This is a genomic window from Nonomuraea sp. NPDC049504 (genome assembly GCF_040676845.1).
Lineage (GTDB): Bacteria > Actinomycetota > Actinomycetes > Streptosporangiales > Streptosporangiaceae > Nonomuraea > Nonomuraea salmonea.
The window spans coordinates 69,993-82,766 of sequence record NZ_JBFAPT010000026.1; the positions used below are offsets into that span (position 1 = coordinate 69,993).

The window sequence follows — 12,774 nt, forward strand, 5'->3', positions numbered from 1 at the left end:
CACACCCCCGAGGCTCCTGCCCCCGTCATCTCCCCGTCGTCACTGGGCCACGAGGTGGTCGGGCACTTCCTCCTTGCGACGGCCGCAGAAGCAGGGGCCGTCCTGCGGGCACTCGCACTCGGCCTCCCAGCCGCTGCCGTCGGCGAGCTCGCGGCCGCGTTGCAGGAACGTCTGCCGGTCGTCCGGCCGGGGGTCGGCGAGCATCGTTCTGAGGTCGGCGGCCAGCGGGGCGGGCACCAGGTGCAGCGGCGCGGCGGCGGCCAGGTCGTGCAGGACGCCGAGCCGGGCCGGGCGCTGCGCCGGGGTCGCGGCCCGCACCTGGCGGACGGCCTCGAACAGCGCCGCCACCTCCTGGTGCGGGCCGGCCGGCAGCCCGAGCGCCGCCGCCAGCGCTCCCGCGGCGGTCGCGGCGGCGGCCCGCTCGTTCGCGCCGACCGTCTTCCGCCCATCCACCTGGTACGTCACCACACCACCGTCACCCTGCACCCCCGAGCCGTTCGCGACACCGGAGCCGTTCGTGGCACCGGAGCCGTTCGCCGTGCTCAGGCCGTTCGCCTGCTGCGGGATGTTCACCTGGCCCGCGCCGTTCATGGGGCCGGCCAGGTCGGCGGGGCGGATCTCCATGACCAGGGGCGGGCGGCCGGGGACCCGGATGTCGAGCAGGCCGGGGCCCAGGACCCGGGCCCTGGCGCCCATGAGCGCGGCGGCCCTGCTGACCGCGTGGGCGGCGGCCAGCTCGGGCAGCTCGGGCTCGCCGCGCAGCGCCGCCACATGCTCGGGGGTCAGCTCGCCCGCCCTGGCCAGGGCCGCGATCTTGGCCGCCGCCCCCGGCTGCCCGGGTGCCAGGCCGGCCTTCCTCGCCTCGGCCTGGAGCACGGCGGCCATCCCGGTGGGCGCGGACCGCCCGCCGCCGAGCGCCGCCGCGATGGACCCGCGAACGGAGGCCCGCCCGTTGAGCACGTTGGCGAGGGACCCCTTGGTCCCGCCGTCGCGCCCTTCAGCGGTGGCGCCCGGTGTCCTGGGTGCGCCACCGTTCAGGGGTGCGCCGCCGTTCAGGGCGGCTGCGATCGAGCCCTGCGTGGCGGTGCCGTTGAGGGCGTCGGCGATCGACGGGGCGGCGGGTTGACGGCCGTTGAGCGTGTCGATGAGGCCGCGCAGCTTGGCGGCGGTCGCCGCGTCCGCCGCGCTGACCGCGAGAGGCGTGCCGTTCGCGTCGGCGAGGGCCGACGGGACCGACAAGGCCGACGGGGCTGACGGGGCCGACGGGGCCGACGGGGCCGACGGGGGCCAGGGCGGGAGCGGTGGGGTGTGGCCGCGTTTGCGGAGGTCGAGCGCCAGGGCGTCGATGGCGGCCGCGATCCGGTCCCTGGTCTGCGGGTCGGTGGTCGCGTGCCACTTGCGCGACAGGTGGGCGTGCTCGTCGAGCCGGGGCGTGACGCAGTGGTCGGTGCCCTCCTCCTGGGCCGACAGCGCCCCCCTGACGATCCCGTGCCGCGTACCGGCCTGTTGCGCGGCGCGTTCCTGGGCGACGTGCGAGATCTCGTGGACCAGCACCGACGAGACCAGGTCCGGGTGCACGCGGGGCCCGATGCGCATCACGTGCGGTTCCTCGGCGGTGCCCGCGTACAGGTCCGTACGTCCGACGAGCCCGGCGCCCGGGTCCTCGGCCAGCACGTGCACGTGCTGGTCGGCGGCCCCGGGGACCTGCACCACGAGGTGGTCGCCCGCGCTCCAGCCCAGGTGGGCGACGGCGCCGCCGAAGTCGGTGACGGACACGTCCTGCCCGCGGATCTCGTCGACGGTGAGGTCGGGGACGCCCTCGGGACGCGCGGTGGCGGACAGCGGGCTGCCGGGCAGCTCCTGGGAGTGCACCGACGGCGAGGTGGACCCCAGGAAGGTGCCGCCGCCGACGGCCGGCGTGGCCTCCTCCTCCTCGGCGATCTTCCAGACCGGTTCCGGCGGCGGCGGGAGCACGCCGCGCTCGTCCAGCGCGGCGGCGACCTGGTCGGTGAAGGTGCCGTGCACCGGCGAGGTGAGGAAGACGTGGCGCAGGTCGAGATCGTTCCGGTCCGCCGCGTCGAGCAGGTAGGGCGGCAGCGTGGAGAAAGCCTCGGCGAAACCGGCGTCACGCTGGCTGCTGCGCGCGCTGTCGTTGCGCACGGTGCCGTCGGGGGCGGCCAGGTAGCGGTGGATGCCGTCGGACTCCCGCACGTAGACGCTGGCCACCTGCCCGCGCTCGCGGGCGGTGACCCTGGCGTCCTGGAGGATCTGGATCAGCCCTTCGCGGCCGGGATCCGGCTGGAACGTGAACTGCGGCAGATCGTCCATCGGCGCCGCGACGCGGATGCCGCGCTGCATCTGGGCGTCCAGCCTCGCGAGCACCTCACCGGGCAACGTGAACATGGCGGTGGCGCTGGACAGGGCGGGCAGGAACTCACTGTCCCCGAGGGGCTTGACGTTGCCGTCGCGCTGCCGCTTGACCCGGGTGAAGGTCGCGTCGTAGTCCACCCGGAGGCGGACGGTGTAGAGCTTGCCGCTTTCGAACTTGCTGCGCTCGCTGCGCGCGCCCTGGTGCTGGCTGACGCTCTCCGAGGCCTGGGCGCCGGCGTTGGCGCCGTAGGACAGGCCGAGGACGCTCCAGCCGTTGCCCGTGCTCATGCCCGCGGGCTTGAGCCGGCCGCGGCCGATGGAGACGTTCTGCGCCTCGGCCCTTCTGTCGACCTCGCCCACCTCGCCGTCGAACGGCCCGGCCACGACGGTGAGGTCCGACTTGCGGGCCCTGACCGAGATGTCCACGCCCTGGGCATGGAACCTCGGCTCGGCGACCTGCGCCACCACCTGGCCGTCGGGCCCTCCGACGCGTTCCAGGCCGGTGATCATGCCGGAGTGCGACAGCCACGCGGACAGCGCTCCCGAGCGCTCCACGGCCGCCGCGTGGCCGATCATCTCCTTCAGCTTGCGCATGATGCCGGCGTGCAGTGTGGGCTTGTCATCGTGCTCGGCCAGCACCTCGGGGAAGACGCCCGGCGGCAGCTCCACCGAGCGCGGGTCGATCACCTCGGGCGCCGGGCCCGGGTCCTGGGCGACGGGGCGCACCATGTCGCTGGGGATGCGGCGTCGCAGCGTCATGTCGTACTCGCGCCGCACCACCAGGCGCTCGACGCGCGTCGCGTCCCTCTTGGCGCGGATCTTGGCGGCCAGGCCCGGCACGTGCCGCTCGAACGGGACCGGCCGTACCCGGGCGGGGCGGGTCGAGACCTCCAGGACGAGCACCTGGTCCTGCTCGATCGTGGTGTCGCCGACGAACCTCGCGACGCGCAGCAGCCGCATGACGTTGCGGATCGCGGTGCTGGCGAAGGAGCGGTTGCGCTTGGTGGACAGGCCGAACCTGCCGTCAGCGCCGTCCTGGCTGTCGCTGTAGTCGAGACCGGCGGACCACGCGGCGCTGTACGACTCCGTGCGGGTGGCCTCCTCGCCCCTGTAGCGCTGGATGATGGTGCCCTGTTCGTCGGTCTGGCTCACCATGCGCGCAAGGCGCGGGTCGCCCGCGCTGACCGTCCGCAGGCGGATGGTGACGACCTGGGAAGCCTGGCTCTCCGAGGCGTTCTGCACGTCGTACTCGCGCTCGAATCCGCGCCGCGACCACATCTCCTCGAGGTGGACCTTCGGGCGGGCTCCGTTGAGGTCCACCCGGAGCTGCCGGTACAGGTTGGGCGTGTGCTCGGTGACGCCGGGCAGCGCCTCCTCGACGGCGTTCATCACCTCGTCGAGGATGTCGATCTGCTCCCCGCTCGGACGGTTGCGCACGACGAACGACTCGGGGACGCTGACGCCCATGCCGTGCTCGTACTGGGGTGCGACGACGACCTCTCTGAGCTGGTCGTTGACGGTCTGGGCGGCGGTCAGGGCCTCGTCCAGCCGGACCCAGCCCTTGCCGGGGTCGTGCCGCGCGGCGTCGGCGGCCGGGGTGACCGCCGGGCCGATGTCGGCGACCTTCTTGAGCGCTTCGAGCAGCCGGGTCGGATAGTGCTTCTTTCCCAGGCCGATGTCCTCGCCGCGGTGGTTCGCCTCGGCGCTGACCTGGACGTACCGGTGGATCAGCGGCACCGCGACCGTGCGGTGCAGGTTCATGTGGCCGTTGAGCCAGCGCTCGACCGCGTCGGCCACGACGGGCACCGGCAGGTTCAGTTCGCCTTCGGCGAACAGCCGCAGCGCGTCGTTCTCGGGGACGACGAACACGCCTTGGCCGCGGCTGCGCAGCGCGGCGCCCCGCCGCTCGCCGGCCAGGTCCAGCCCGATCTGGGACGCCTGGCGGGTGGTCACCTTCGCGATGACGTCCACCGGCACCCGGATCCGGTACTTGCGGCCCACCGCGATGCCGAGGAACTCGGTGCCGAAGATGGCGACGAGCGCGGCCGCCACGGCCTTGACCCGGTTGCGCCCCGGCAGCGACACGGAGCCGGTGTCGCTGGTCGTGCCGCCGTCGTCGGCGTCGCCGACGCTGTTCGTCAGGCCGCCCAGGAGGTTGCGCGCCGCGCTCCAGCTGATGCCGGCGCTGCGCAGGGCGAGCATGATGTCGCCTGACACCGGGTCGGCGATGTCGACGAACTCCGCCTCGCCGAGCACCCCTCGCACGTCCATCCGCACGCGCGTGGGCGAGGCCCCGTTGATGTCGAGCACGACGTCGTTCACGACCGGGCCCTCGAAGATGTGGCCGGCGAGATGGTGGCGGCTCAGCATCGGCCAGAGCTGGATCAGCGGCGCGACGCTCTTCCGCAGCGCCTTGGGCAGCAGGTTCCTGACCTTGGTGATGTCGCCCAGCTCGCGGCCGGCGTCGAAGTGCTCCAGCCTGGCGATCTCCATGAGCCGCTTCGACGGCTTGCCGATCTTGCCGCTGAAGCGCGGGCCGCCCTCGTGGGAGAGCAGGCCGGCGGGGATCATCAGCAGCGGCTTGACGGCACGCGGCTCGACCAGCGTCGTGACCTCGTCGCCGTGCAGGTGGTCGACCTGGACCGTCGCGTCGGTCAGGACGCTGGCGGTCGGCTCCTTGTTGTCGTCCTCCGTCATGCCGACGTTGTTGACCATGCTGGAGGTGCTGGTGCCGGCCGAGAACGTGCGGTCGCCGCCGACGTTCACGCCCGCGCTGTGGGAGACCCCGTCCTCCCCCTGCCCAGGGCCGTCGGTCTTGCCCAGGGAGCCGCCGAGGGCCTTCGTGACCGACCGGTTGATGCCCCGTCCTGAGGTGTCGCTGGCGATGTCGAGGTGGGTCCGCACCTTGTGGGTCTGGCCGACGCCGGTGCCGGTGTCGCCCTCGTCCTGCCGGATCACGATGTGCAGGGCGTGCAGGTCGAGGGCTCGACCGACGCCGTGCGACTGCAGCGGGACGATGACGCCGCCCTGGGTGAGCTGGTCGAACCCGCTGCGGAGCGCGCTCTCCTGCAGGTGGGCCTTGATGTCGTCCTCGTTCAGCTGCTGGGCGGCGCGGACGAGCAGGTTGTCGCTGTAGACGCGCCTGCCGTTCTCGCCTCTGGTGGACACCAGGCCGGTGTGCTCGAGCTTGTCGATCACCTCCTGCACGAGGTTCCCCAGCCCGCGGATCTCCCGCACGTCGGTGGGGCCGGCGCCGCGCAGCCGCCCCTCTCCGGCGCCGAGCCAATCGGGCAGCCCGATCCTGCGGCCCGTGATGGGCTCCTGGACGGGGGCGTCCGCGGGCACGGGCAGGCCGTCGGCGTCGAGCCTGATCTCGCCGTTGTCCCTGACGAACGCCTGGACCGGTACGGGGTCGCCGGCGTACCAGGCGTCCACCGCCTGCTGGCGTACCAGCAGCTCGGTCAGGAACGGGTCCAGCTCCTTCGCCGGCCGGCCCGCCCGCTCGACGGTGAACGTGAGCTTGACCTGCTTGCGGTGCGTCACCGACATGCCGCTGCTCTTGTCCACCTGCGGGTGCACGGCGACCTCGTTGGCCGTCGAGGCGGACGACTGGGAGATCGGCACGCCGGCCTTGACCTCGGGCTTGATCGAGTCGGCGGAGTAGTCGCCGAGGGGGCCGAGCACGTCCACGTTGTTGAGGCCGTCGGAGGTGATCTTCGCGGCCACCTTGCCCTCGATCGAGCCGCCGTGCTCGATCCTGGTGGTGGAGGTGGCGGTCTCGGTGAGCACCCTCTCCTGCAGCACGTCCCGCGTCCAGCCGCCGAGCAGCTCGGTCTCCTCCTCGACGACCTCGGCGGTGGCGGTGATCCGGGTGTCGGGCATGCCCTGCACGGCGAGGTTCACCGGCAGGCCGGACTCCAGCACCTGCGCGAAGCGCAGCTGCATCTCGCGGACGACGAACCTGCGCAGGTTGTCGCGGGCGCCGGTGCCGATCTTGGTGTAGTCGCCGCCGAGCTCGGCGGCGAGCGCCTCCAGCGCCTCCTCCAGGCCGGTCATGCCGAGGACCGCCTGGTTCGGCACTCCGGGGCGGCGCTGGTCGGCGGGGATCGTGAGGGTGCGGGTGACGTTGGGGTCGATGGCGGAGTGCCACACCCAGATGCGCTGGGTGTGGGAGTCGCCCGGCTTGCCGGTCGTGACCTCGACGGGGTCGCTCCACGTGGTGTTCCGCCCGGTGCGCACCTGCACCGTCCACTTGGCGTCACCGTCGAAGAGCGCCGCCTCCGTACGGTTGTCCGCGACCGTGCCGCCCTGCTCGAACATGCTGCCGCCGCTGGAGATCGACCAGTTACGGCTCGCGCCGCCGCTGATGGCGACGCCGGCCACCCCCATCACGTCGGCGATCGAGCCCTTGGGCAGCCACTGCGCCAGTTTCCGCGTGTCGAACTCCGCCGACGTGCCGAGGCTGCCCGACTCTGTGGCGGTGTAGGACTGTCCCGTCTGGTAGAAGTTGCCCTGCGTGAGCTGGGACGCCCGCATGCCCGGGTCGGCCACCTCCACCAGGTCCGACACCGTGAGCGCGAGCCGCACCTCGACCGCCTTGCGGCCGTGGCCCGCGACCAGCACCAGGCCGTCGCCCGCCACCACCTTGTGCCAGTCGGCGCGGATGAGGGTTTCCAGCTCGCCCGCTTTGTACTGCTTGACGGACTTCTGGGCTCTCAGCTCCTGGTTGACCTTTTCGGTGAGCTCGTCCAGGTGGGCCAGCCGGCCGGTGGGCATCGACTCGGTCAGCGACCAAGGGTCGGGGCGGGTGTGGCCGACCGCCGCGTCGTACCCCATGTGGGACGCCGCGACCTCGCGCAGAGCGGCCTGCGCGAGCATGGGCAGCGTGACCTCGTCGGGCCGGCTCAGCCGGGGCGGGCCGGACATCGCCTCGAGCAGCCGCGCGTACCGCTCGTGCGCCTTCCTGGCGCGGATCGCGGCGTTCAGTGCGGTCCCGTACACGGCCGCGCGCCGCTCGTGCCGCTCCTGCTGGTCCCGAGCGGCGCGGGCCTCCTCGACGGCCGCCGCGCGCCGGCGCTCGACGCCGCTGTCCTTCTCCTTGGTGGTCTTCCTGGCGGCCGCTTCGGCCTGCCTGGCGTTGTCGCGGGCCTCCCTGGCGCTCGCCTTGTACTGCTCGCGCAGCCGCCGCAGGGTCTTCTCGGACTCCTTGAGCCGCTCGGCGGTCTGCCGCGCCTCCGCGACGCTCGGGTGGTCGCCCAGGCGGGGGATGTCGAGGGTGGTCCGCTCGTGGTCGGGCCCCGCCTCCCAGGGAGCGGGCGGCACCTCGACGCCGCGGGCGCGCAGCGTGGCCAGCAGACCGTCGATGTCGACGGCCGTCGCGCGCTGCTCCGGCACCGTGTCGGCGGTGTTCCAGCGCTCGATCAGGTACGCCAGCTCGTTCTGCTGGGCGGTCACGCACTCGTCCCTGGAGTTGGCGGCGACGCCGCTCGGCAGCATCCGGCGCAGGATCCTGCGCAGCGGGCCCCTCGACATGGCCTCCTGCCGCTGGAACGTGTGCGTGATCTCGTGCAGCCAGACCCTGGTGAGCTGGTCGGTGGCGATGCGGGGGGCGAAGGTCACCAGGTGCGGGGCGGTGTCGCTGCCCGTCCGCACCTGGGTCGTCGCCATCTCCCGCTGGTCGGGCCTGCCGATGGTGAAGCGGAAGTGCTGGGGGCCGTTCGCGGTGTCCACGACCAGGACGTCGCCGTCCCAGGAGAAGCCCCGCACGTTCCCCGCGCCGTGCACGAAGTGCTGCGGGTCCAGGTTCGCGGCGGCCTGTTTGATCTCGTCCGTGGTGACGTCGGCGCCGCGGCCGCTGTCGGTGACGTAGCGGGTGCCGGGGATCGGGTGCGAGGTGACGGTTCCCGGCCTGCTGGTGTGCGCCTGCGGGCGGGCGGCGCCGGCGGGGGCGTCCGACGACAGGTTGGGGTCGGAGGCGACGAGCACCAGTAACGCGGCGGCGTCCACCACCAGGTCGGCCTGGGCGGCCACCTCGGCGGCGCGGGCGTCCAGCGCCCTGCGGACGCGCCGCATCGTGGCGTTCGGCAGGACGCGGTGGCCGCCGTCCTGCTTCGGGACGAGCACCTCGCCGCTGGGGCCGATCACGGCGCCGGGGAACGTGGTGGTGAGCGCTTCCAGCAACGCCGCCCGCGCCCTGATCGGCCCGCCCGCCCTGTTGGACGCCTGCCCGTCCGTGTCGCCCTGGTCGGCGGTGGTCAGGCTGGTCACCGGCGTGCCGGTGTCCGCCTGGCCGTTCGCCGCCTGGCCGTTCGAGGCGGCGTGGGCGGGTGTCGTCTGGGGGGTCGCGTCGCTCTGGCCGGACGTGTCGGGCTGCCGGCCGGTGTCCGTCTGGTCGGACGCGTCGGGCTGCTGGGTCGTGTCCCCTGCCGTCGTGTCGGCCGTCGTGTCGGCCGTCGTGTCGGCCGTCGTGTCGGCCGTCGTTTCCCCGCTCGTGGCGCCCGTGGTGGTGTCGCCGGTCGCCGGGTCGCCGGCCGGCGTGCTCGGCTCCTGGGTGGTGGCGGGCTGCTGGGAGGACGTGTCGGGCTGCGGCGTGGTGGCCGGCTGCGGCTCGGGCGCGGTGGCCGCCCGCGTGTCCGCCTGCTGCTCGCCGGTGGTGTCCGTCTCCGGCTCCGGAGCGGTGTCCTGGCGCGGCTCGGGGGTGGTGTTCGGGTGGCTCTGGTTGTTCGAGGTCTGCCGGGACGAGGTGTCGGCCGAGGAGGGGGCGTCGGCGGTGGCCGGGGTGGCGCGGCGCTCCTGAGTCGTCTCGGGGGTCTCGTCCGCGTTGTCGTCGGGGGCCGGGGTGACGGCTTGCTGCTGGTCCGGGGTGCGGCGACGGGTCGAGGAGTCGGCGTCGGGCAGGCCGTGACCGGGCCGGTTCGCCGAGGACGAACCGGCAGGCGTCGTCGTGCTCGCCGTACGCTGAGCGGGAACGTTGACCGGATCGGCGATGCGCACCCCGCCGGAGCCCACGGGCGACATGCCGTCGGGGCCGGTCGGCGCGTTGGCGGGACCGGTGGGACCACCGGACGGGCCGCCCGCCGGACTGCCGGCGGCGGCGCGGGCCGCGTCGGCACGGGCGGCGGCGTCGTAGGCGGAGGCGAGCGAGGTCGCCGGGTGCGCCAGCGCCGAGACCACGTCGGGATTGAACGGGCTGATCGTCCCGGTACGCCCCACACCACCGAGGAAGGCCCCGGTCATGGACTCGGCGGTGAACGGATTCTGCCACTCGCCGTACATCACGCCCATGCTGAGGCCGCTGCCGACCGGCGAGGCGAACGTGTTCGCCGCGCCGGTGGTCGCCGCCCGCCCGGCGAAGCCCGGCAGCACCCCGGTGACCCGCGAGATCGGCCCGGACAGCACGGTCCCGGCGACGGCGCCCGTGCCGGCGCCGAGGCCGGTGGCCGCCAGCTCCTTCCAGTCCAGGTCCTTACGGGTGCCCATCTCGATCTGCTGAGACTGGGCCTTCCAGGCGATGAAGACCTCCTCGCCGATCTCCTCGACCAGCTCTCTGCCGATGGGCGAGGCCAGGAAGCGGAGCAGCAGCCCCCGGCCGGTGGGGCCCGCGAGCGCGGCCACCTGGGCCAGCCTGACCGCGCCGACCTGCTTGCCGGCCATGGCGGCGAGCCTGCTCAGGATGCGGCTGATCGCCGCCCGCGCCATGGCCGCGTACTTCCCGATCAGCGGGGTGGCGGAGGCGGCGGTGAAGAAGTTGACCAGCAACACGATGGCGATGGCGACGACCGTCACCCAGAAGGTCACGTTGATCGACAACTTGGAGTACTGGGTCTGCACCGCGAAGTTCTGGGCCTGCAGGGCGTAGGCGTGGGCGTTGTTGCTCACGCCCGCCATGCCACCCTCCTTGCCGTACAGCTCACGGGCCCTGCCGACGAACTTGGCGGTCGCGGGCGCCTGCCAGCCCGTCACGATGGTCCGCGCGGCGGAACCGGCGGGCTCGGCGGAGGAGATCGCGCCGTCCGACAGCGCAGCGTAGCGGCGGGCCAGCTCCGACAGGCCGGCCTCGCTGGCCGAGGGCCACGCCTGCCCGGCCGACAGCATGGGGATCAGCCAGTAGACCACCCAGTCGGGCAGCGCCTCGGTCTCCCATACGGGCCGAACGTCGCTGTCGATGCGGACGATCTGCTTCTCGACGGATTGTCCTCCGAAGCCGGGATCGGGCCCCTGGACGTTCGTACCGCCCGTGTGCGACATGGACCCCGTCTCAGACTTCCCGCGTCATGCGGGTGAGGCCGTCCCTGATGTCCGCGTCCGTCTCCAGGGTGTTGTCGATGGCGGCGCGCAGGCGGTCGCCGGCGTCCACGACCTGCTCGGCCAGCCGCTTGCACTGGTTGATCATCTCGTAGGGCCCGCCCTCGGCGAGGTGTGCCCGGTAGAAGGCCATGCCTTCGGTGCCGTCGCCCCACGGGGCGGTGGACAGGTGCGCCTCGACGTCGGCGGCCAGCTTGGGCAGGCTCTTGCCGACGTCCTCGGCGGTGGTGGACCAGGCGGACATGCCGCGGTCCACGACGGTCTTGGAGATGAAAGCGCCGCTCCAGTCCTCGTTCACCGGTCGCCTCCCATGTCGTCGATGAGCCGGGCCATCACGGCCTCCACGTCGCCTTCGAGGTGCGCCTTGAACTGGTCGGGCGGGATCACCGGCTCGAAGATCTCCATGACGCGCTCCTGGGCGGCCGCGGCGGCCCTGTGCGCGGTCTCGGCGATCGTGTCGGCGAGCGCGCGGGCGTCGGGACGCCGGTAGATGCGGGGATCGAGGTCGAGCCTGATCAGGTCGCCGCGCGGGCCGACGGTGACGGAGACCAGGCCGTCGCGCGAGGTCTCGGTGACCTGCACGGCCCTGGCCTTGGCGTGCAACTCCAGCCCTTCGTCCTGCAGCCGGGTGAACGTCTCGCGCAGCTCGTCGGCGTACGCCCGCATCGCGGCGACGTCCGGACCTTCCGAAGCCCCCATAGCCCCCTCGCCACTTTCGCCCATGTGACGCCACATGTACCTGAGGAGTAAGTTTCCGTCACATTAACACCAGGAAACAAGGGGCTGACCTAAACATGTGGATTTCCGGAAGTGAGCGACACGGCCTCCTCCCGTAGCTCGGTCACCTCCGAGCGGGGCGCCCAGGCCCGCCACACGCCGCGTTCCACCCGCTCCAGCCCCAGGTCACGGGCCCGTGGCGCGGACCCGCCGAGGTATTCGAGCAGCAGCAGCCCGTCGCGTTCTTCGTGCACCTGGAACGGCTCGTCACGCCACCGGCACACGACCGTGACGAAGTGCAGCGACTCGCACTCGGTCACCGGCACCGTACGCACGTGGCAGCCGGGCTCCACCTCCTCGAAGCCGTCCAGCGGTACCTCGCTGCGCAGGCGTACCCACAGCTCCAGGGCGTGCGGCTCGGGGCTGGCCGGGAAGACCGAGCCCTGCCAGCGGGCCCGGTAGGAGTGCCACGACGTCATGGCGTCCTGCCCACGAGGTACCAGCGGCGCAGGTCGCCGTGGTAGACGGCACGGCGGTGCTCGGTGCCGGCGTTGGTCAGCTCCCAGATCTGCGCGCCGTGCGGCAGGCCCACGCCGTACACCTTGTACTCGCGGACGATGGAGCCCACGTTCGGCACCAGCCCCATCCCCACGAACGGCGGCTCCTCCACCACCCAGCCGGCCACGGCCTGCCGGCCCTCCTCGTCGGTCCCCCCGTACGGCGTCCGGTAGAGCTCCAGGCCGACGGGCCGCCAGCGCAGCATGTTCAGCGAGCCCGACTCCGTGATCAGCTCCTCCTGCCCGAGTGCAGCGGCCAGCACGGCGGGGGTGGCGATGTGCGAGACGTCGAGCGCGTGATGGCAGTAGCCCGACACCCGGGGCTCCGGCGTGGACAGCAACTCGGGGATGTCGGCGGCGGCGAGCAGCTTCTGCATCACCGGCACGCCGGAGCCGGGGGCCAGCAGCAGATCCTGGATCAGGGTGGGCACGGCCAGGCGGGCGACCGTGCCGGATTCGAGCATGAACGACGCCGGCAGCCCCGGGTTGATTGCCAGCCCCCAGCGCAGGTCGGGCCAGACGGCGGCGAGCTCCGTCATCGAGACGACCCGGTAGTGCGTGGCGGCGCCGCCCGTGGCCCGCGTCATCCCCTCGACCGAGGTGAAGGCGATCACCCAGGTCCGCTCGGCGTCGGCGGCGGTCGCCCACGCGGGGGGCTCCGCACCGGCCGCCGCGGCGGCGGTGATCGGCAGCGCCAGGTCGGCCTCACGCAGCAGGCTCAGGCACAGCGCCTGCTGCCCGTCCTGGTGAGCGGCCCACAGCTGTTCTTCGAACGGGCCGGCCGGAAGATGATCTGCGACGGTCACGCGGACAATTCTGTCCTGTT

5 protein-coding genes are annotated in these 12,774 nt (G+C 73.0%); all 5 read right to left on the bottom strand.

Features of this window, described 5'->3' with window-relative positions; genetic code table 11:
- Positions 1-39: 39 nt before the first annotated feature.
- The 5 genes from AB0K28_RS38970 to AB0K28_RS38990 all read right to left on the bottom strand — a co-directional run bounded on the left by AB0K28_RS38970 (position 40) and on the right by AB0K28_RS38990 (position 12,754).
- A complete protein-coding gene (locus AB0K28_RS38970; RefSeq protein ID WP_364380144.1) occupies positions 40-10,617 on the bottom strand; it encodes a hypothetical protein in 10,578 nt (3,525 codons plus the stop codon).
- A 10-nt stretch (positions 10,618-10,627) separates the two neighbouring features.
- Positions 10,628-10,972 (bottom strand): hypothetical protein, encoded by a 345-nt coding sequence (locus AB0K28_RS38975; protein WP_345404301.1) that lies wholly within the window; start codon positions 10,970-10,972, stop codon positions 10,628-10,630.
- Positions 10,969-11,373: a YbaB/EbfC family nucleoid-associated protein gene (locus tag AB0K28_RS38980; protein WP_364380147.1), complete on the bottom strand. Its 405-nt coding sequence runs from the start codon at positions 11,371-11,373 to the stop codon at positions 10,969-10,971. Before AB0K28_RS38980 ends, AB0K28_RS38975 begins: the two co-directional genes overlap by 4 nt.
- An 89-nt stretch (positions 11,374-11,462) precedes the next feature.
- Positions 11,463-11,870 carry a hypothetical protein gene (locus tag AB0K28_RS38985; RefSeq protein WP_345404295.1) on the bottom strand — a complete coding sequence of 136 codons (408 nt, stop codon included), beginning with the start codon at positions 11,868-11,870 and terminating at the stop codon, positions 11,463-11,465.
- On the bottom strand, positions 11,867-12,754 hold the full coding sequence (locus AB0K28_RS38990) for an SseB family protein (protein WP_364380151.1): 888 nt from the start codon (positions 12,752-12,754) through the stop codon (positions 11,867-11,869). Before AB0K28_RS38990 ends, AB0K28_RS38985 begins: the two co-directional genes overlap by 4 nt.
- Positions 12,755-12,774 lie beyond the last annotated feature (20 nt).

Bases quoted from the DNA above. Each gene is read 5' to 3' on its own strand.
- AB0K28_RS38970 (WP_364380144.1), bottom strand. From the start codon at position 10,617: ATGTCGCACACGGGCGGTACGAACGTCCAGGGGCCCGATCCCGGCTTC.
- AB0K28_RS38985 (WP_345404295.1), bottom strand. From the start codon at position 11,870: ATGACGTCGTGGCACTCCTACCGGGCCCGCTGGCAGGGCTCGGTCTTC.
- AB0K28_RS38980 (WP_364380147.1), bottom strand. From the start codon at position 11,373: ATGGGGGCTTCGGAAGGTCCGGACGTCGCCGCGATGCGGGCGTACGCC.